Raw genomic sequence first — 21,466 nt, forward strand, 5'->3', positions numbered from 1 at the left:
TCATGCCTCGCGTCGTGCATACTGCCCAGGCCCTCGTCGATATCGTCGCGGAGGTTCCCCATCTGCCCAACCGTGGAGATAACGTCAACGCCGCCACGGTCAACCGTTATGCCGGGGGCGCGGTGACGATCCTGCTCGCGGCGGCGCGGCTCGGCGCCAACTGCGCGCATGCGGGCGCGATCGGATCTGGCCCCAATGGCGACCTGATTCGCCAGGTGCTCGCCGCCGAGGGGATCGACTATGGCGATGATCCGGTCGGCGGTAAGGATACGGGCGAATGTTTCGTCATGGTGGAGCCATCAGCGGAACGCACGTTCGTCACGACCTATGGCGCCGAGCGTGACATTTCCGCCGCGTCCCTGTCACGCACGACGGTGCAGCCCGCTGATTTCGTGTGCGTCTCCGGCTACAGCCTGTATGACCCGACGAAGGACCCCCTGCTGAGCTACCTCGAGCAGCTGCCGAGTAAGGCACGCGTCGTGCTCGACCCGGGAGCCCCATTCGCGGGTTTTGCTCCCGAGCTTCGCGAGCGGATGTGTGCGATGACCTCGGTGTGGACCTCGAACGCGGATGAGGCCCGCGACTTTTCGGGCGCCGATGACCTATCCCGCGCAATGGTAGCGATTGCTGATCGGCTACCCGATGATGCGGTGGTCGTGGTGCGCGACGGCGAAGCCGGCTGCCAGGTGTTGGTGGATGGCGAGATCGTCGACTGCCCGGGATATCCGCGCACCCCAGTTGATACCAATGGCGCAGGCGATACCCACACCGGCGCGATGCTCGGCCTGGTTGCGCGGGGCATGTCCTGGGTGGATGCGGCGCAGTCGGCGAACGGAGCAGGCGCTATCAAGGTCACGCGTCGGGGTCCCTCCAGCGCCCCGAACCTTGCAGAAGTCGGCGGCTTTTTAGCGCAGGAAGGCGAGGAGTCGCTGGCGGCTAAGGTCGCAGCGTTGGGTTAATCCCCGAGGCGCACGACGCAGCCGTGCGGATCACCCATCGGGAACAGCTCGATGTCGTCGCTCGGAAGGTCACGCTTGGCCAAGGCTCCCTGCAACAGCCCCAGGTGGACATTGCAGATGACCTGCGTGTTTTCCGCCGCTGCCGCCAGCAGCGGGCAGGCTCGCAATAGGACGCGCGAGCCCTTCTCATCCATGGTGGCTTCGGGTTCAAATCCCATCGTCGCGAGCTTGTCTGTGACGACATCGAGGCGCGTTGAGGCTGTCTCGATCTCGTCATCCTCACGCTCCGCCCATGCTCGCCCCGCGGCTTGAGCATCGAGTGCGACCCTATCCGAGTGGCGTGACAGGTAGTTGGCGAGCGCGAGGGCAAGGCCGGCAAACTCCGGCGCAATAGGTCCGGGGCGCAAGGCCCCAACCCCCGCCTTGGTAAGTCGGTAGATATAGCGGGGGCGTCCGCGGCCGGTCGCCGGCGCGATCTCGCGCCGAATTAAGTCGTGCTCGACGAGAGTTTCCAGATGCGCGCGAGTGGTGTTGGGATGTCCCCCGAGCTGCTGTGCGAGGTGGGGGATGGTGGCGTCATCGCCGGCGGCAGCGGCGGCTTGTAAGACCCGAAGCTGGACGGGCGAGATTTGGGATTGTGGCAGCGCAGGCTCGTAGGGGCCCGGATGTCGTGACTCCGTCTCGAATTCCATGCACCATCGCCTCACCCTCACTGTGCTGTGAGCACTGTTCGGCGCTCATTATCCCATGGTTTTGAGGATTTCGGCAGTGCCTTGGAGTGTCACTTGTGGGGGATACAGGCCCATGCAGTGCAGAGCCGCACGATGATTGTCCTCGCTCGAACCGGCGCAGGCATCGGATACGACAGTGAGATAGGCACCGGCGTCCGCGGCCGGAATCACGGTCGACAGGACGCAACAATCGGTGGAGACTCCCGCGACGACCAGGTGCGGGGTTTCTCCGGTGATGGCACGCAGGTTGGCGCCCCATTTGCCGAAGGTCGGCTCATCGATCCGGTGCCCGGGGGCGTCGACAAAGGGCGGCAGCAGGTCGAGTTTTTCGTCGGTCGGTGGGACATCAGCGAATGGCCACGCCGCCATATAGTCCCGCCACGACCCGGTTGGGTCCTGAGGCGGAATCCATCGGGTGATGATGGTGCGGTCACCGAACGCTTCGATGAGGGAGAGGATATTCGGCTCCGTGGCACCCCACATGGGCGAGGCCCAGTCCGAGCCGGGATCAGCAAATATGACCTGCGGGTCGATGACGAGCAGCCACGGAGCCGAATTCATGTTTACTCCCGTCCTTCTTGGCGTGCCACCTTGGAGCGGCGCGCGAGATAGGTAATAAGGAAGGACAGCACGAGGGCAGCGAAGACGCCGAGGTTTGCCCAGGCCCAGTCACCATCGCGGCCGCCGAGGCCGAGGGGGCCGAGCAGGTAGCCCTGCCAGTTATTCCATGCCGCTTCTTCGGCGAAGTTATTAATGACCAGACCCCAGCCAAGGATCGAGGCTCCGATCATCGTGCCGATAGAGACCCAATCCCAAGCGCCGTAGCGGCCGTTCGGATCAAAGAGCGCCTGCTCATCGTAATCGCGCTTACGCAGCGCAATGTCAGCGATCATGATGCCCGCCCACGATGCGATCGGGACGCCGAGGGTAATAAGGAAGGACTGGAAGGGACCAAGGAAGGACTGAGCGAAGAAGACGACCCAGATCGTGCCGAGCGTCAGGATGACGCCGTCGATCAACGCGGCGGCGGGCCGCGGGATATTGACTCCGAGCGACAGTAGCGTCAGGCCGGAAGAATAGATACCGAGCACCGCTCCGGAAACCAGCGCGAGGACTGCGGTCAGTAGGAAGGGCAGGAGAACCCACACGGGCAGAATTGTCGCGAGCGTTCCGATCGGATCCTGCTCGATTCCGGCCTGCAGGTCGGGGCGTGAGCCAATGAGGAGCAGCCCGAAGAAGACGAGCAGGATGGGGGCAACCGCGCCACCGAGGGTGTTCCATGCGACGATCTTGGATCCGGAGGCATCGCGGGACTGGTAGCGCGACCAGTCTGCGGCGATATTGATCCAGCCAAGGCCGAACCCGGTCATCACCATGACGAGGGCGCCGATCACCGAGGTCATGCCGCCTGATTGGATCGACATGACCTGCGAGAAATCAACTTCCTTCAGGGTCAGCGCGATGTACAGGATCGTCACGGCACCGGTCAGCCACGTGAGGATCGACTGCATCTTCATGATCGTGTGGTACCCGGCGACGGATGCCAGCACGATGAGTGCCGCGATCGCGATGCACGCGAGGATCTTCGTGGTGGTGCCGCTGGACCAGCCGAGCTCGGCGAAGACCGTGGCCGTGGCGAGGGTAGCCATGATCGCAAGGAAGGTTTCCCAGCCGATAGAGATAAGCCAGGAGAAGACGCCCGGAACCTTTTGACCGGTGACACCGAACGCGGCTCTCGACAACACCATCGTGGGCGCCGAGCCACGCTTGCCGGCGATCGCGATAATGCCGCACAGCATGAAAGAAATCGTCACGCCGATGACGGTGACGATGAGAGCTTGGGTAAAGGAGACACCGAAGCCGTAGACGAAGGCCGCGTAGCTCATCCCGAACACGGAAACGTTCGCTGCGAACCAGGGCCAGAAAAGATCGGACGGCTTTGCGGTGCGCTCCTCTTCGGAGATCACCTCGATGCCGTTGTGCTCGATGAGCGAAGCGCGGGTTTGCGCGTCCAGCGTGCTGCCGGAATCTGACATGGAATCCATAAGAACACCATGCCAGGAAAACGAGCGCAACGGCTCTCGGCGCGCATAACGAAGCGAACAAGGTGCCGACTGATCAGTCTGCATGGGTGAAGTTTGCCCGTTAGCCTGGAATGAAACCCGTGAGTCAAGGAGGACCCCGTGCACGAGGATTTTGATGTCATCGTCGTAGGAGCCGGCACCGGCATGTATGCCGCACTTGCGGCCCATAATGCCGGGCTGCGCGTGTTGCTGGTCGAGAAATCCGAATATTTGGGCGGTTCTACGGCCATGTCGGGTGGCGGAATCTGGGCACCTGGCAACCGAGTGTTGAGGGCGGCTGGGCTCGCCGATACCAAGGAGCGGGTCCTCGGCTACCTCGACGAGGTTGTCGGCGACAGCGCGCCGCGCAGCCGGCGAGTAGCGTTCGTTGACCACACCGCTCCCGCCCTCGACCTCCTCATGGACTACACCATGCTGTCGTGGGCGCACATGCGGGGATATGCCGACTACTTCTCCGACCTGCCCGGCGGCAGCGCCATTGGACGCTCTATCGAAGCGGATCCAGTCGACGCCACTCTGCTTGGACCCCACCGTCACCTGCTGCGCCCGACCTCCTTCGGTGCTCCCGTCCCGCTTCCCATCACGGCGCGCGACTACAAGTGGCTGAACCTCATGACTCGAAAACCCAAGGGACTGCTCACCGCCGTCAAACGCGCAGGGCAGGGGATCGGCGGCTCAATGCTCAAGCGCGAATATGTGGCGGGCGGACAGGCGCTCGCGGTCGGACTCATCGCCGCGGTGATCGATAAGGGGATCGAGTACTGGACGAATACTCCACTCCTAGAGCTCACCACCGATAACGGCCGGGTCACCGGAGTCATCGTCGAGCACGACGGCCAGCGCCAGGAGATCGGCGCGAGGCGCGGAGTGATCATCGCGTCCGGAGGCTTTGACCACAACCTCGCATTGCGGCAGCGCTATCAAAGTGAGGAACTCGAAAACTGGTCGATCGCGAACCCCGCTAATACCGGCGAATGCCTGCAGCTGGCCGAAGAGGTCGGCGCCCAGCTGACGAACCTCGATCAGGCGTGGTGGTTCCCCGTCGTGCGACCCCTGCCCGGCCAGAGCGCTGGCCCCATGCTCGCCGAGCGCTCCCTGCCCGGATCGATCATGGTCGACAAAACCGGCAAGCGATTCATGAACGAAGCCCAGGAATACATGAGCGCGGGCCAGATCATGCTCGGGCTGGATGGCAGCGAGTCCAAACTCCCCGTCACGATGATCTTCGACCAGGACTACCGAAACTCCTACGTCTTTTCCGGCTCCGTCATGCCCCGCCAGGACCTCCCAGCACAGTGGTACGACGCCGGCATCGCGTTCAAGGCCGAGACCATCGATGCCCTCGCCGCAGCAACGGGCCTGGCAGACCTGCCGGCAACCATCCACCGTTTCAACCTGCTTGCGTCTGCCGGAACCGATGACGATTTCGGGCGCGGCTCGACCTACTACGACCGCTATTACGGCGATCCGACCCAGGAACCCAACCCCAACTTGCGGCCCCTACGAAACGGGCCCTTCTACGCCGTCTCGATCGTGCCCTCGGATCTCGGAACCTGCGGCGGCATCGCGGCCGACGAGCATGCGCGCGCCCTGCGGGCCGACGGAAACCCGATCCCCGGCCTCTACGCTGTCGGCAATGCGGCGGCCAATGCCTTCGGCAATTCCTACCCCGGAGCCGGGGCCACCATCGGTCAGGGCATCGTCTTTGGCTACATCGCAGCGCAGCACATGTCCGCTTTGTGAGTTTTACCGATAGCATCACCTCGGTAGATGTGTTGTCCAGCACACAGCAAGGAGAAGGAATGTCCAACGAGGGTCAGACCATCGAGCAACACCTCGATCAGGCGGCGGCGAGCCTAGAAACCCACCACAGTGATGCGCTGCCAAAGCCGGGCAGCGCGGCGCGCGTCCTGACCGAGGTCGTCAGGGGCATCAGCCCCGATGATCTGCGGGCCAGCACACCGCAAGAGATTGCCGATTTTATCGCCCTCTTCCTCTCTCGGGCGGCCACCCGCGAGGCCGGCACCTCCATCGTCGCCTTTGGCACGGGCTCCTCACCCGAGACGGGCCGGCCGCTGACGGCCCTGGACATCGTCACCGACGACATGCCCTTCCTCGTCGATTCGCTCTCCAACGAGATCGAACGCCACGGCCTCATCATCCACATGGTCATCCACCCGCAGATGAAGGTTCGGCGCGACGGCGCCGGGTACCTCCTGGACGTCGTCGATACCGAACCCCACCTCGATGCCGAAGCCCTCGAAGGGCACGAGATTCACGACGACGAGGTCGAACCCGGCCTGGGGATTGAAGAATCGTGGATGCGCTTCCTCATCGAGGACCCGGCTTCGAGCGCCGAACAGGACCAGCTCGAAGCCGACCTGCGGCGCATCCTGCGCCAGACGCGCACCGTCTTTGAAGACTGGGACGCGATGCACGAGCGGGCCCACGGCCTCGCCGAACAACTGCGCGCCCACCCACCGGCCGGCATCAGCGCCGAGACCGCGACGGACGCGGCCAACCTGCTCGACTGGCTCACCGAGCACAACTTCACCTTCCTTGGCGTGCGCAGCTACCGGCTGCTCGATTCGAGCGATGAGACGGTTCGCTTGCAGGCAATCGCCGGCACCGGACTTGGCCTGCTGCGCGATAGCGACGGCGAGGCTCCCGTCAAGGAGCTGCCCGAGGCGGCCGCTCGCAAGGCGCGCGAGAAGGAACTGATCTTCTTTACGAAGATCAACCGGCCCTCCACGATCCACAAGCCCGTGCCGCTGGACTACATCGGCATCAAGACCTTCGATGACGCTGGCGAGGTCACCGGCGAGCATCGCATCATCGGCCTGCTCACGCCCGCTTCCTATCAAGCCTCCGTCCTCGACGTGCCGCTCATTGCGCCGAAGGTCGCCACAGTCCTCGCCGACACCGGCTACGACCCCGACGGCCACCTCGGCAAGGACCTGCTCGGCATCCTGGAGGACTATCCGCGCGATGAGCTCTTCCAAGTCTCGCCCGAACAGCTCACCGAGATCGCCACGACCGTCGTCCATCTGCCCGGCCGGCGCCGCACCCGCGCGTTCGTGCGCCGCGACCCGTACGGCCGCTATGCCTCGCTCATGGTTTTCATGCCGCGCGACCGCTATTCCGTCGCGGTGCGCAACCGCCTGACCGAGCTCATGCGCGATGCCTTCGGGGGCGATGACTGCGAGACGACGGCCCTCGTGACGACGGCCCCGCTCGCCCGCGTCCACTTCGTCGTGTGGGGCCGCAAGCGCTCGCTCGTGGCCGACGTCGACGGCGACACGCTGGCGAGCGAAATCGCCGCGATCACGCGCCTGCTCGACGAGGACGTCGCCGAGCTCGTCGCCGGCAGCGAGACCGGTCCCGCGACGCTGCGCATGCTGCGCGCCATGCCGCCGTCATATAAGGACGCGACGAGCGCCGAGACGGCATTGATCGACGCCGAGGAAATCGCGGCGCTCGGCGAGGACACCCGGGTGCGCCTCGTGGCAGGCGAAGACGGCCACCGGCTGCGGGTGTATGCCACGCGCTCCATACCGCTGTCGGAATCCCTGCCGCTGCTGTCCGACTTCGGCATCCAGGTCTCCGACGAACACTCCTACCATGCCGAACTCGACGGCCGCGAGGTCTTCCTGCACGACCTCGGCATTAGCGCCGAGTTTGCGGGCGACGACGGCGAGGCCCGGCGCCTGGAAGACGCCGTCGAAGCGGTGCTCTCCGGTCGAGCCGAGGCCGACCGCTTCAACGCGCTCGTCCTTTCGGCCCAGCTGCCGTGGCGCGACGTCGTCATCTTGCGCGCCCTTGCCTCCTACCTGCGCCAAACCAAGCCGGTGTACTCCACCGGCTACATCATCGACACGCTCACGACGAACGCCGCCCTCGCGCGCGACCTGCGGGACCTGTTCTATCTGCGCTTCGATCCCGCAAGCGAGTTCGGCGCCGAGGCGAGCGATGAGCGGCGCGCGGCGCTTTCCGCGGCGCGCAAGGACTTCCTGCGCGCGCTCGACGCCGTCTCCTCGATCGACCAGGACACGATCCTGCGTTCGCTGGCCGCTATCATCGCCGCGACGTTGCGCACGAACTTCTTCGCCGAGCAGGCCAGCGAGGCGCTCGCGTTCAAGATCGATCCGCACGCCGTGCCCGAGCTGCCCGCACCGCGGCCCAAGTACGAGATCTGGGTGCACGGCCCGCGCGTGCAGGGCGTGCACCTGCGCTTCGGTGAGGTCGCCCGCGGCGGCCTGCGCTGGTCGGACCGCAAGGAGGATTTCCGCACGGAGGTCCTCGGCCTGGTCAAGGCGCAGATGGTGAAGAACGCCGTCATCGTGCCGACGGGCTCCAAGGGCGGCTTCGTTGCCACCCAGCTGCCGGACCCGGCGCTCGACCGCCAGGCGTGGCTCGATGAGGGCACCGCGGCCTACGTCCAGTTCATCTCCGCGATGCTCTCGGTCACCGATAACCGCGTCGAGGGCGAGATCGTGCCGCCGGCCGGCGTCGTGCGCTACGACGGTGATGACCCCTACCTCGTCGTTGCCGCCGATAAGGGCACGGCGGCGTTTTCCGATACCGCGAACGCCGTCGCCCGGGAGCACGGTTTCTGGCTCGACGACGCCTTCGCTTCGGGCGGCTCGGCCGGATACGACCACAAGAAGATGGGCATTACCGCGCGCGGCGCGTGGGAATCGGTCAAGCGCCACTTCCGCGAGCTGGGCCATGACACCCAATCCGAGGACTTCACCGTCGTCGGGATCGGCGACATGTCGGGCGACGTGTTCGGCAACGGCATGCTGCTGAGCGAGCACATTCGCCTCATCGGTGCCTTCGATCACCGCCACGTCTTCATCGATCCGAACCCCGATGCCGCCACCTCCTACGCTGAGCGCAAGCGGCTGTTCACCACCCCGCGCTCCAGCTGGGACGACTACAACCGTGACCTGATTTCGGCCGGCGGCGGCGTCTTTGCTCGCACCGCCAAGTCCATCGACGTTACGCCCGAGATGCGCGAGGCCCTCGGCCTCGACGAGGACGTCACCGAGGTGACGCCCACCGCGCTCATTCAGGCCGTCTTGAAGGCACCCGTCGACCTGCTGTGGAACGGCGGCATCGGCACCTACGTGCGCGGCTCCAGCGAGACAGACGATCAGATTGGTGATCGCGCCAATGATCCAATCCGCATCACGGGCGACGACCTGCGCGTCCAGGTCGTCGGCGAGGGCGGCAACCTGGGCTTTTCCCAGCTCGGCCGCATCGAGGCCGCCCAGCACGGCGTGCACATTAATACGGACGCGATCGATAACTCGGGCGGCGTCGACTCCTCCGACCTCGAGGTCAACATCAAGATCCTGCTCGCGCCGATCGTCGAGCGCGGCGAGCTCACGATGGCGGAGCGAAACGAGCTGCTCGCCGAGATGACCGACGACGTCGCGCGCCTCGTGCTGCGGCAAAACTACGAGCAAAACGTCCTGCTCGGCAATGCCCGCTTCCAGGACGATCGGATGCTCGGCTCGCACATGCGCCTGATGGAAAAGCTGGAAGACTCCGGCGAGCTCGACCGCGCCCTGGAGTTCTTGCCGAGCGACGAGGAACTGCACGAGCGCCAGGAGGCGGGCCACGGCCTCGTCACCCCGGAATTCGCCGTGCTCGTGGCCTACGCCAAGATGAGCCTGAAGGACCAACTGCTCGCCACCGACTTGCCCGATGAAGAGTGGACGGCCGCGCTTGTCGCCGATCACTTCCCGCCGGTGCTCGCCGAGCGCTACAGCAAGGACATGGCCGAGCATTCGCTGCGCCGCGAGATCGTCGTGACCGAGCTGGCCAATTCGATCATCAACCGCGGCGGCATCACCTTCGTCACGCGCGCGATGGACGAGACCGGCGCGAGCGCGGACCAGGTCGCGCGGGCCTTCATCATCGCCCGCGAGGTCTTCGCGCTACGCGACTTCGTCGCCGGAGTCGAGGAGCGCGACGGCGTCGTGGCCACTGAAGTCTCCTCGGAAATGTACCTGACCTTCCGACGCCTGCTGGATCGTGCCGCGCGCTGGTTCCTGCATAACCGGCCAAGCGACATGGACGTGAACGCCGAAATCGAGCAGTACCGCGAGCGGATCGCAACGCTGCGGCAGGCGCGCGAGCGCATCCTGCCCGAATCCTTCCTCGCGGACATGAAGTCCAAGGCCGAGCGCTATCAGGCGGCCGGAGTTGGCAAGGACCTCGCGGGCATCGCCGCCACCCTGCTCGATCAGGCGATGTGGCTCGACGTCATCGAGATCGCCGACGAGACGGGGGAGGACCCGGAGGAAATCGCGCGGCTGCACTTCGGTCTCGCCGAGCGGCTGCGGCTACGCGACCTGCTGCACGAGGTCTCGGAACTACCGCAGACCGACTTGTGGGACGCCCTCGCGCGCTCCGCGATCCGCGCGGACGTCGCGGCGACGAATGCGATCATCACCCGAGCGGTCATCGAGGCAACGACGTCGAGCGAGAGCGACCCGCTCGCCTCGGCGACGGCGCGTCAGGAGCAGTGGGAAGAGCAACACAGCAAGATCCTGCAGCGCGTAGATACCGCGCTCGATGAGATTCACGCCATGGACCATCCGCAGATCGCGCCGTTGTCGGTGGGCCTGCGTCAGCTGCGTTCGCTGGTGCGTTCGTCCTAAGCAGATTGCATCCTGCCTCCCGATCGCGGGAGACTAGGGGTGCCGGGTGACCGGCACCCCGAACGCAGGAGGGACACATGTCCAGCTATCAGGTACCGCAAGGCTACGGCTCATACGACGGTTCTCGAGGTGAGCCTGGTCCGGGCAGCGAGCAGGACAAGACGCTGGGGATGCTCACCAACCTCTCGCCGCTGATCGCGATGGTCATCACGGTGAACTTTGCGAGCCTCATCGCCCCGTGGGTGATGTGGCTGCTGTACAAGGAAAAGTCGCCGTTTGTTCGGCGCTGCGCGGCCCACACCTTCAACTTCGACCTGTCGATGTGGGTCGTTGCGATCATCGGCTGGGCGATGATCTTGTCCATCATCCTGAGCCCGATTGGAATCGTGCTTGTCGGACTGTCGGGTCTCGCCCAGATCATTTTGCACATCGTGGGCGCGCTACAGGCCAACAAGGGGCTCGTCTACAACTACCCCATGCAGTTCTTTAAAGTCCTGAACTAGTCGTGATCGCCCACGATGCCGTCCACGAGGGCCGGTAGGGCGATCGCTGCGCTTTCACGCCACACGATGTCCATGTCGTGGGTGATGTCTGTGTCTCTCGGATTGATCTCGATGACGGGCATACCGCGCCCGGCCGCGAGCTTGGGTAGCCCTGCTGCGGGGTAGACGACGCCCGAGGTTCCGATGACGATCATGGCGTCGCAGGTCATCGCCGATTGGACGGCTGCGTCGATCGCCTTTGCCGGTAGGGCTTCGCCAAACCAGGTGACACCGGGCCGGATGTAGCCACCGCAGATCGGGCAGCGGGGTGGCGGGATCGAGGCCTGTGGCTCCGCTGGCCAGCTGAGCATGGGGGAGGCCGGTGCGCCGCATTCGAAGCACCGAAACTTATTGATCTCGCCGTGCAGATGCGAGATCGGCGTTGCACCACCACGTTCATGCAGATCGTCAATGTTTTGCGTGACGACCTCGATGGTGCCTTCACCGCGACGCTGCCACACTCGATGCCACCGTCCTAGGGCGCGGTGTCCGGCATTGGGGGAGCAGCGGGCGATCAGGGTTGCGAACCAGAGATGCCAGGCCCACACCGTCCCGGGATCGGAGTGCCAGCCCTCGATCGATACGAGCTGTTCTGGCTCATAGTGCTCCCACAAACCATCGATCGGATCACGAAATGTGGGAACGCCGGACTCAGCCGACATACCAGCGCCGGTGAGAACGCAGACGCGGTGCGCGTCGCGCAGGACGTCGAAAATGTCGTCAGGGATCTCGATCGGGGCCGAGTCAGGCCGATGTACGCCGCGCATACCTTTACTCTGCCACCAAAGGCCGCCGCTTTCAGGCGAGCCGACCTGTCTGCCGCACGCCCGCGCTCGAGTCGTCGCATAGGCCTTGTTACGCGTATGATGGCGAGCAATTGTTGACTAAGGGCCCGGAAACGCCAACATGGCGTCTCGAATGGGTCATGCAAGAGTTCGTGGATGGCAAAAATGCGGGAGGAAAGCCATGAAGTTTCATGTCGGTTTTGTGATCGGCGTCGCACTCGGCGTGGACATTTTCGCTAATCGCGTTATTCTTGCACAGTTAGCTACGGCCGATACCCACCACCAGGGGTATCGGCCGTACGCCAGGACCGAGGCGGAAACCCCGCGCCAACCATAAGGCAGACGTATGACCTACTATCTGATCCGACGGATCCTGAACTACATTCTGTTGTTGTTCATTGCGATCACGTTGGCCTACATCATGGCAAGCACGTTCTTGCGGCCAGAGGAGCTGTTCGCGAATCGACAGCCCCCGATGCCGCCCGACCAGCTGAGGGCTTACCTCGAGGGGTACAACATCTCCTCGCAAACCCCAGTGATGGAACGCTACTGGACGTGGCTGACCAACGTCGTCATGCATTGGGACTGGGGCTACTCTCCCCAGGGTGACTCCGTCAACGGCGAGATGGGTCGCCGGGCTTGGGTTTCGCTACGACTGGTGACCATTGGTGCCTTTGTCGGCATGGTGGGTGGCGTTGCCATCGGCGCGTGGACTGCGACGAAGCAGTACTCCTTTGCGGACCGCACCATCTCCATCATTTCGCTGATTCTCATCTCCACGCCGTCGATCGTTCTTGCCATCACGCTGCAGATCATGGCCGTGAATTTCAACCGGGCGACCGGAACCGAGTTCTTCGAATTCATTGGTGAATACGGACAGCACGGCGATTACTTCGGCGCAGCATTCTTCGACCGGTTGCAGCACCTGTTGCTGCCGACAATTTCGATGTCGGCAATGGGTCTTGCCTCCTACTCTCGCTACCAGCGCAACCTCATGCTCGATACCCTCGGCGCCGACTACGTGCGCACAGCCCGCGCTAAGGGCCTGATCAAGCGCAAGGCAGTGACCCGTCACGCGCTGCGCACCTCGCTGATCCCGATGGGCACGTACTTCGCCTTCGCGGTCACCGGTCTGATGCTGGGAGCCGCGATCACCGAAAGTGTGTTCGGTTGGCACGGCATGGGTATTTACGGTGTTGAGACGATTCAAAAGATGGACATCAACGGAACTGTCGCCGTGGTGGCATTCTCCGGGGCATGTACGCTCGCCGGTGCTTTCTTGTCCGACGTCCTCGTCGCGGTCATTGACCCGCGCGTGAGAGTGAGCTGAGGCTAATGCGTAACGACGACATGAACCGCAACGACGAATTCGATCGCGAAGAAGCTTCAGAGGTCCAAAAGGAAAACGTGGACTACGAGGAAACTCGTACGGACTCCGAGCGCGCTCGCGCTGCCGAGCGACACAGCCGCGTCATTCGTGGGCATGATGAAACCGCAGCCGGCCGAGCCGGGGCCGCCATCGAAGATACGGCGATGGGTCCCACCGCTGATTGGGCGGGGACTGTGGAAGAGGATGCGGCTCCGGCAGGGGATCGTCCTGAGACTGAACGAATGACTCGAGGCCAGCTGGTCCGGCGCCGGTTCTTCCGTAACCGCACCGCAATCGTCGGCATGGTCGGCTTCACCCTAGTCGTGCTTTTCGCACTCGTTGGCCCGTACATCGCAAAATACGACTTTGCCGAGATCGATTACGACGCCTTCTACCAACCGCCCAATGCCGACCACTGGTTCGGTGGCACCCAGGCCGGCCGCGACGTGTTCGCGATGACCGTTGAGGGTCTCCGTAAATCGCTGATCATCGGTCTTGCGGTAGCGGGTTTGCAAACGACTATTGCGGCCTTCGTCGGTGCGATGGCCGCCTACTTCAGCGGCTGGTTCGACAAGGTCGCGCTGTGGGTTATTGACCTGCTGCTCGTTGTGCCGTCCTTCCTCATCATCGCGATCTTCTCGCAGCAGGCCGGCGCGCGTCGTGGTTCGATCACACTGTTCATTGCGCTACTAGCACTCTTTGGCTGGATGCTCTCCGCCCGTGTTGTCCGATCGCTCACGCTTTCCGTGCGCAACGCTGAGTACGTTACGGCAGCCAAGTACATGTCGGTGCCTCCGATGACCATCATTTTTCGGCACATCTTGCCGAATATCTCGTCGCTCCTCATCATCGATGCGACGCTCGGAGTGGCCTCTGCCGTGCTTTCTGAAACGGCGCTGTCCTACTTCGGGTTTGGTGTTCAGTCACCGAACGTCTCGCTCGGTACGTTGATCGCGGAAGGCCAGCGTGCTGCTCTGACCTTCCCCTGGATCTTCCTTGCTCCAGCCACCGTGCTGACGTTGATGTTGATTTCTGTGAACTTTATTGGCGATGGCGTGCGCGATGCGCTTGATCCTTCGTCCAAGTCGGGAGGCAAGGCATGAGCCGCGAAGACCGCAAGACCAAGGGAATCCCGAAGGACATCCCTACCCCGAAGACCGGAGTGCCGGTCCTCGAGGTCAGTGATCTGAACGTTACGTTCCCCTCGGAAGATGGACTTGTCCACGCCGTACGTGGCGTCAACCTCACGGTTAATCGTGGCGAAGTCCTTGGCATCGTCGGTGAATCTGGTTCCGGTAAGTCGGTCACCTCAACTGCGGTGATTGGTCTGCTGGAAGAATCCGCTCGGGTCAGTGGATCGGTGCGCCTGCACGGGGAAGAACTTCTCGGTCGCTCTGATGGCTGGATGTCCCACGTTCGAGGCAACCAGATGGCAATGGTCTTCCAGGACCCGCTATCCGCACTCACCCCGGTGTACACCATCGGTGATCAGCTCGTCGAAGCGCTCAAGGTCCACCGCAATATCTCCGATAAAGCGGCCTGGCAGCGAGCCGTCGAGCTGTTGGATCTCGTGGGTATCCCCAACCCAGATATTCGAGTCAAAGCCTTCCCGCACGAATTCTCCGGCGGTATGCGCCAGCGAGCGATGATCGCTATGGCCATGGCTAATGAGCCGGACCTCATCATCGCCGACGAGCCGACCACTGCGCTGGACGTGACCATTCAGGCGCAGATCCTCGACGTCCTGCGCACTGCGCAGAAGGAAACGGGCGCCGGCGTCATCATGATCACGCACGACCTTGGTGTGGTCGCGGGTCTCGCCGATCGAGTGGCCGTGATGTACGCGGGCCGGATCATCGAGCAGGGTGCGGTCGATGACATCTTCTACAACTCGAAGATGCCCTACACGATCGGACTTCTCGGATCACTGCCGCGTCCGGACCAGTCGCGAAACGAACCGCTCGCGCCGGTAGAAGGCAACCCGCCATCCCTGCTGGATCTTCCCCCGGGCTGCCCATTTGAACCTCGCTGCCCGATCTCTATTCCCGAGTGCTCCCAAGCCGAGCCGGAGCTCATGCGGGTCGACGAGATCCCGGGGCACCTTGCAGCCTGTATTCGTTCGGATTATGTGGCTGAGCAAGGCTCCCACTACTCCGCGATCTACCCGGTGCCAGAGGTCCCAGATCGTGTCTTTGCCGAGGTCCCGCGCGAAGAGCGTGACGTGATCCTGCAGGTCGAGAACATGAAGAAGTACTTCCCCCTCACCAAGGGTGCGGTCTTCAAGCGCCGGGTGGGCACTGTCCACGCGGTCGACGACATCAGCCTGGAAGTTCGCACTGGCGAAACACTTGGACTGGTAGGGGAGTCGGGCTGTGGCAAGTCCACCACGCTCCTGGAAGTCCTGGACCTCAAGGCGCCGCAAGAGGGCCGCATTGTCGTCCTGGGTCGCGATACGAAGGACATCAAGCGTAAGGAGCGCAAGGAGATCCGTGGCGATCTCCAGGTAGTGTTCCAGGATCCGATGGCCTCACTCGATCCCCGCATGCCGGTCTACGACATCATTGCGGAGCCGCTGAAGTACGGCGGTTGGCCGAAGAAGGATATCTCTAACCGCATCGAGGAGCTCATGGCCCTGGTCGGGTTGGAGCCGTCGCACGCGAACCGCTATCCGCGACACTTCTCCGGTGGCCAGCGCCAGCGCATCGGCATCGCACGAGCACTAGCACTCGAACCGAAGCTGCTCGTGCTGGACGAGCCGGTGTCCGCGCTCGACGTGTCCATCCAGGCGGGCGTGATCAATCTGCTGGATGAGCTTCGCGCAACGATGGGCCTGTCCTATCTGTTTGTGGCGCACGATCTGTCTGTGGTGCGACACATCGCCGATCGAGTCGCCGTGATGTATCTCGGCAAGATCGTCGAGATTGGTGATGTCCAGGATGTCTTCGACAATCCCCATCACCCCTATACGCAGGCACTCCTGTCCGCGATCCCGGTGCCGGACCCCCACGTCGAGCGGGCTCGCGAACGAATCGTGCTGAAGGGCGACATGCCGTCACCGGCGAATCCGCCCTCCGGCTGCAGATTCCGTACACGGTGCCAGAAGTTCCCCCTCCTTACCGAGGATGAACAACGCAAATGCATCGAGGTCATTCCGGAGCAGCAAGTTCTGGAAAACGACCACGCAGCAGCCTGTCATTACCCTGAGAGCACACGAGTGTTCTAAGACGCATCGCGCAAAGCGGCGGTGAAACGGGATTCCCTAGAGATCTGTTTCACCGCCGCTTTCGTCTCACTCGGTTGCATAACGTTTTCAAGTCGAAAGTTCCCCAAAGGTAACAAAATGATTCCAAAAGGGCTTTTGCGTTGATCTTGCCGTTCTCGGCGATCCGAAATGTGGTTAGGTAAATGTGTCATCGACCTCAATTGTGAGGTCCCCCCAATCAGGAGGTAACCCTGTGCGAAAGATTACTCGCGCAATGACCGCCATGGCAGCAGCGGGCGTCATCGCCCTGGCTGGCTGCTCCGGCGGCTCCGGCGGCAGCGGCGGCGGTGGAACCGGCGGCGGCTCGGGCACCGGAGCCCCGGCCGACGACACCAGCACTCAGATCAACGCTAAGGATCGCAGCGAGCTCCAAGAGGGCGGCACCCTTAAGCTGTCGTTCGGTGAGATGCCGCCAAACTGGAACCCGATGAACCTTGAGGGCAACCTCGTGGACGTCTCCAACATCATGGGCTTCACCATGCCCAGCAACTGGATCTACCAGCCGGATGGCACCTTCGAGATCAACAAGAACTTCCTCGAGTCCTATGACGTCACCGACGCGACCGACGATTCCCCCCAGGTTGTGACGCTGAAGCTGAACAAGGATGCGAAGTGGAACAACGGCGACCCGATCACCTGGGAAGACTACGCACAGACTGCTATCCCGTGTAACGGCGAAAACGCCACGTCAGACCCGGAGTCCACCGACGCCTACATCTGCCCGTCCACCGACGGCTGGAGCGAAATCGCTTCCGTTGAACAGGGTGCCGATGAGTTCGAAGTTAAGGTGACCTTCAAGTCCGCTTACCCGGACTGGTCGAGCGTCCTCAGCGGCCCCATGAAGAAGGACTCGATCATCGACGTCGAGACCTTCAACAAGGCGTGGAAGACCGAAGCTCCGAACAATGACTGGATGGCCGGCCCGTTCAAGATCGACAAGGTCGATAAGGCTGCGCAGCGCATCTACATGGTTCCGAACGAGAACTGGTGGGGCGACAAGCCGATGCTCGAGAGCGTTGAGTGGCGCGGCCTGAAGTCGGACGCTATCCCGAACGCCTTCGCCAACAAGGAAATTGACGTCGTCTCCTACATCATCGACGCCAACACCTACCAGACGGTTCTGAAGCGCGACGACGCCGAGGTCCGCATGGGCACCGGCAAGCAGTGGCGTCACTACACCTTCAACTCCAAGGCCCCCGTGCTGAGCGACGTGAAGGTTCGCCAGGCGATCGCCATGGGTCTGGATCGCGTCCAGACCACCAAGTCCGACCTCGCCGGCATTGACATGATCAAGGCCGACGAGCTGGTTCTTGGTAACCACTTCTTCATGCCCGGCCAGGAAGGCTACGTCGACAACTCCGTTGACACCACGCCGTTCGACCCGGAGAAGGCGGCTGCGCAGCTGGATGAAGCCGGCTGGAAGCTGGAAGACGGTAAGGAATACCGCACCAACGAAGAGGGCGAAGAGCTCAACGTCAACTACCTCGCTATCACCGGTGTTGCCACCTCGGAAAACGAGGGCAAGATGATGCAGGATCAGATGAAGAAGATCGGCGTGAAGGTCACGATGGTTCCGTCGTCCTCCGCCGAGTTCTTCGACAAGATCTTCGCGGGTGAGTTCGAAGTTGCGACCTTCACCTGGCAGGGTACGAACTACCCGATGGCCAACGTGGACCAGATCTACGGCTCGAAGGGCGGCTCCAACTTCGCGAAGCTGGAGATCCCGAAGGTTGACGAGCTTGTTCCTCAGATCGCCGTTGAGATGGACCACCAGAAGCGCATCGACATGACCAATGAAGCCGACAAGGCTATTTGGGAAGCCGTGCACACGGTGCCGATCTACCAGCGCGCGGAGCTCACCGCGGTTCCGAAGAACCTCGCCAACTACGGCGCCTTCGGTCTCGCCTCCGGCAAGCCGGAAGACATCGGTTTCGTCAAGTAAGGCCTAGCCTTACCTGAAGCCACAAGCGGGCCTCGCCTTCGGGCGGGGCCCGCTTTCATGCAAGAATGGCGATCATGCGCCCCACGATTATCGTCCGATCCAAACTTGGTCGGGTCGGGTTTTATGCCGTAGCCGCGCTGTGCCTTTTCCTCGTTGGGCAAGCGTTTTGGGTGGCGGGGTTCTCCGCTGCGCTACGCCTTGCCGCATACCCGGTACTGGTCCTCGTCATCGTTTGGCTCCTGTGGTTCCATCCTCGAGTCCAGATCTCCGATACGGGTGTTGCTATCGCCAACCCGTTGCGTTCTGCTTCGATTCCCTTCTCGGCTATCACGGAGACAACCTCGCGCGGAGCGCTACGTGTTGTGACGGAACGCCAGAAGTACACCGCATGGGCAGCCCCCGCACGTGGCGGATATCGGGAATCCACTCGCCCACCGGCAGCTTCGCCCACTATCGCCGAGGGGACAGACCTCCTTTCGATCTCGGCTGATGCCGCAACGACGGCACGACTGATCGATGAAGAAAAGCTTGAGCGCACGACGTCGATTTATCGCCGCGAAGCAGTATCGAGGGGTGGCGAGAACATCGGGCAGGAAACTGGCTGGCGTTGGAACGTCCCGATCCTTGGCCTCCTCTTGGCTGCCGTGAGTTGGGTAGTGTTTTCCGCTACTTACTGAGCCGCAGCTCTTGTCTCGGGCGAGCCAGGCGATAGGATGGACCGTTGCCCGCCTCTTCGCGGCCACCTTCGAAATCCACGACCGGAAGTAACCTCTATGCCGCAGCGCCTAGATTTGCGCAATGTCGCCATCGTCGCCCACGTCGACCATGGCAAGACCACTCTCGTTGATGCCCTGCTGTGGGCATCCGGGTCGTTCGGTGAGCACGAGCATGTCGACGAACGGGCGATGGACTCCGGTGACCTCGAACGCGAAAAAGGCATCACCATCCTCGCGAAGAACACCGCGGTACGCTATCGCGGACCCGCCGCAGAAAAAGCCGGCGCTTCCGAAGGCGTGACGATCAACGTTATCGATACTCCCGGACACGCCGACTTTGGCGGGGAAGTTGAGCGTGGCCTGTCCATGGTCGACGGTGTTGTGCTCCTCGTTGACTCCTCCGAGGGCCCGCTTCCGCAGACTCGTTTCGTGCTGCGTAAGGCGCTCGCCGCATCGCTGCCCGTAATCGTGGTGGTAAACAAGGTTGACCGACCGGATGCCCGGATCGATGAGGTCGTCTCCGAAACCACCGACCTCTTGCTCTCGCTTGCCTCGGACCTTGCCGAAGACCATCCGGATCTCGACCTCGACGCGGTCTTAGATGTGCCGGTGATCTATGCATCCGCCAAGGCTGGTCGGGCTTCGCTCACGCAGCCCGCCGACGGTTCCTTGCCCGATGAAACCGATATGGAGGCCGTCTTCCAGACGATTCTCGAGCGGATCCCGGCGCCCACCTACGATGAGGGCGCTCCGTTGCAGGCTCATGTCACGAACCTCGATGCCTCTCCGTTCCTTGGCCGCCTTGCGCTGTTGCGCGTGCACAACGGCACCATCGCCAAGGGCCAGCAGGTCGGGTGGGCCAAGCGTGATGGCACGGTTGCGCCGGTAAAGATCTCCGAGCTGTTGAAGACCGAGGCCCTGACCCGCGTTCCCGCCGAATACGCTGGACCCGGCGAGATTGTCGCCGTCGCGGGCATCGAGAACATCATGATTGGCGAATCGCTCGTCGACCTTGAGGATCCGCGGCCGCTGCCCCTCATTACCGTTGATGAGCCAGCGATCGCGATGACCATCGGGATCAACACCTCGCCGCTAGCCGGCCGCGTTCGCGGTGCCAAGGTCACCGCGCGCCAGGTCAAGGAGCGCCTGGAGCGAGAGCTTATCGGCAACGTCTCGTTGAAGGTCTTGCCGACAGAGCGCCCCGACGCCTGGGAGGTTCAAGGACGCGGCGAACTCGCACTCGCCATCCTCGTCGAACAGATGCGCCGGGAAGGATTCGAGCTCACGGTCGGCAAACCACAGGTGCTGACCCGGAAGGAAAACGGTCAGGTGCTCGAACCCATGGAGCGCATGACGATTGATATTCCTGATGAGCACCTGGGCGCCGTCACCCAACTGATGGCCGCGCGCAAGGGCCGCATGGAGACCATGACGAACCATGGCACCGGGTGGATTCGCCTCGAGTTCCTCGTGCCGGCGCGCGGGCTGATCGGATTCCGCACCCGCTTCCTCACCGAAACACGTGGCACCGGCATCGCAGCCTCGATCTTCGAAGGCTGGGAGCCGTGGGCCGGAACGATCGCCGCCCGTACGACCGGTTCACTCGTTGCCGACCGCGCCGGGGCCGTGACGCCCTACGCGATGATCAACCTCCAAGAGCGCGGTTCGTTCTTCGTGCAGCCGACTTCGGAGGTTTACGAGGGGCAGGTCGTAGGCGAGAACTCGCGCGGTGAGGACATGGACGTGAATGTCACGCGCGAGAAGAAGCAGACCAACATGCGCTCTGCCAGCGCGGACGCCTTCGAAAACCTCGTCCCGCCGCGTCAGCTGACCCTGGAAGAATCCCTCGAATTCGCGGCCGCGGACGAGTGCGTTGAAGTCACGCCACATGATGTGCGGATCCGCAAGGTCGTCCTGCCGGCTACGGAACGCTTCAAGATTGCCGCGGCGCGGCGCCGCGCCGAGAAACAGGCGGACTCGTGAAGTCGCTCGCGATACGAGCCCTAGCCTGGGCACTCTTCCTTGGTCTCGTCATCGGCTATATGGCGCTTATTGTGCACCGTGGGCGCAGCGGACAGGTGCCCTGGGGAATTGGCCTGAGCTGGCTCCTCGCCGCCGCTGGCGGTATCAACGTGGGGGCGGGCAAGGGGTCGATACCGGGGATCGTCTACAGCGTCACGGTCGTCGCGGTTCCCGCGCTCTTCCAGCTCTTCGGCTCGACCTCGGTCATGTTGACGGCCAACGATTGGCGCAGCCTGACCTGGTACATCGGGCTCATCGTCGTGGTCACCCTCACGGCGCTATTTAGCTCGCGGGTAAGGCCGGCGAAAGAAAAACCGGAACTGCCGCCGTATGATGAGAAAAGCCAGAACTGATTCTATGCGAGTGACTATAGGTACGGGGGC

General features: G+C 63.0%; 15 protein-coding genes. 11 read left to right on the forward strand and 4 right to left on the reverse strand.

Annotation, left to right across the window (positions count from 1 at the left end; all coding sequences use genetic code 11):
- Positions 1–2: 2 nt before the first annotated feature.
- Positions 3–959, forward strand: coding sequence for a PfkB family carbohydrate kinase (locus tag BLU67_RS00260; protein WP_092561172.1), 957 nt, complete (start codon positions 3–5; stop codon positions 957–959).
- Here BLU67_RS00260 and BLU67_RS00265 read toward each other — a convergent pair.
- Genes BLU67_RS00265 through BLU67_RS00275 form a run of 3 tightly spaced genes read right to left on the reverse strand, consistent with a single transcriptional unit; the run spans position 956 to position 3,726 of the window.
- A complete protein-coding gene (locus tag BLU67_RS00265) occupies positions 956–1,651 on the reverse strand; it encodes a helix-turn-helix transcriptional regulator (RefSeq protein WP_092560825.1) in 696 nt (231 codons plus the stop codon). The two genes, BLU67_RS00260 and BLU67_RS00265, sit on opposite strands and share 4 nt — an antisense overlap.
- A 48-nt stretch (positions 1,652–1,699) precedes the next feature.
- Positions 1,700–2,251 carry a cysteine hydrolase family protein gene (locus tag BLU67_RS00270; RefSeq protein WP_092560827.1) on the reverse strand — a complete coding sequence of 184 codons (552 nt, stop codon included), beginning with the start codon at positions 2,249–2,251 and terminating at the stop codon, positions 1,700–1,702.
- Positions 2,252–2,253: 2 nt separating this feature from the next.
- Positions 2,254–3,726 (reverse strand): purine-cytosine permease family protein, encoded by a 1,473-nt coding sequence (locus tag BLU67_RS00275; protein ID WP_222842312.1) that lies wholly within the window; start codon positions 3,724–3,726, stop codon positions 2,254–2,256.
- Positions 3,727–3,873: 147 nt separating this feature from the next.
- Here BLU67_RS00275 and BLU67_RS00280 point away from each other — a divergent pair, with 147 nt between their 5' ends.
- From BLU67_RS00280 to BLU67_RS00290, 3 genes are all read left to right on the forward strand, one after another.
- The gene (locus BLU67_RS00280) at positions 3,874–5,517 is read left to right on the forward strand and encodes an FAD-dependent oxidoreductase (RefSeq protein ID WP_222842303.1); all 1,644 of its coding nucleotides are present in this window, start codon (positions 3,874–3,876) and stop codon (positions 5,515–5,517) included.
- A gap of 59 nt (positions 5,518–5,576) precedes the next feature.
- Positions 5,577–10,445 carry an NAD-glutamate dehydrogenase gene (locus BLU67_RS00285; protein WP_092560831.1) on the forward strand — a complete coding sequence of 1,623 codons (4,869 nt, stop codon included), beginning with the start codon at positions 5,577–5,579 and terminating at the stop codon, positions 10,443–10,445.
- Positions 10,446–10,522: 77 nt separating this feature from the next.
- Positions 10,523–10,948: a DUF4870 domain-containing protein gene (locus BLU67_RS00290; RefSeq protein WP_092560833.1), complete on the forward strand. Its 426-nt coding sequence runs from the start codon at positions 10,523–10,525 to the stop codon at positions 10,946–10,948.
- On the opposite strand, the gene BLU67_RS00295 is transcribed toward BLU67_RS00290, so the two are convergent.
- Entirely contained in the window at positions 10,945–11,754 is an 810-nt protein-coding gene (locus tag BLU67_RS00295; RefSeq protein ID WP_176780635.1) for an SIR2 family NAD-dependent protein deacylase, read from the reverse strand. The genes BLU67_RS00290 and BLU67_RS00295 overlap by 4 nt on opposite strands.
- 364 nt (positions 11,755–12,118) lie before the next feature.
- Between BLU67_RS00295 and BLU67_RS00300 the strand changes: the two genes are divergently transcribed.
- From BLU67_RS00300 to BLU67_RS00330, 7 genes are all read left to right on the forward strand, one after another.
- Positions 12,119–13,102, forward strand: coding sequence for an ABC transporter permease (locus BLU67_RS00300; RefSeq protein WP_092560835.1), 984 nt, complete (start codon positions 12,119–12,121; stop codon positions 13,100–13,102).
- 5 nt (positions 13,103–13,107) lie between these two features.
- A complete protein-coding gene (locus tag BLU67_RS00305) occupies positions 13,108–14,244 on the forward strand; it encodes an ABC transporter permease (RefSeq protein WP_261976978.1) in 1,137 nt (378 codons plus the stop codon).
- Complete coding sequence (locus BLU67_RS00310) at positions 14,241–16,364, forward strand: ABC transporter ATP-binding protein (protein WP_092560837.1); 2,124 nt, start codon at positions 14,241–14,243, stop codon at positions 16,362–16,364. Before BLU67_RS00305 ends, BLU67_RS00310 begins: the two co-directional genes overlap by 4 nt.
- 232 nt (positions 16,365–16,596) lie before the next feature.
- Positions 16,597–18,345 (forward strand): ABC transporter family substrate-binding protein, encoded by a 1,749-nt coding sequence (locus BLU67_RS00315; RefSeq protein ID WP_092560839.1) that lies wholly within the window; start codon positions 16,597–16,599, stop codon positions 18,343–18,345.
- Positions 18,346–18,419: 74 nt separating this feature from the next.
- Positions 18,420–19,022 (forward strand): hypothetical protein, encoded by a 603-nt coding sequence (locus tag BLU67_RS00320; RefSeq protein ID WP_143027282.1) that lies wholly within the window; start codon positions 18,420–18,422, stop codon positions 19,020–19,022.
- Between the two features lie 96 nt (positions 19,023–19,118).
- A complete protein-coding gene (gene typA / locus BLU67_RS00325) occupies positions 19,119–21,044 on the forward strand; it encodes a translational GTPase TypA (protein ID WP_092560843.1) in 1,926 nt (641 codons plus the stop codon).
- On the forward strand, positions 21,041–21,436 hold the full coding sequence (locus tag BLU67_RS00330; RefSeq protein ID WP_092560845.1) for a hypothetical protein: 396 nt from the start codon (positions 21,041–21,043) through the stop codon (positions 21,434–21,436). Before typA ends, BLU67_RS00330 begins: the two co-directional genes overlap by 4 nt.
- Positions 21,437–21,466 lie beyond the last annotated feature (30 nt).

Source organism: Bowdeniella nasicola (assembly GCF_900107735.1).
In the GTDB taxonomy this organism is placed as follows: domain Bacteria; phylum Actinomycetota; class Actinomycetes; order Actinomycetales; family Actinomycetaceae; genus Bowdeniella; species Bowdeniella massiliensis.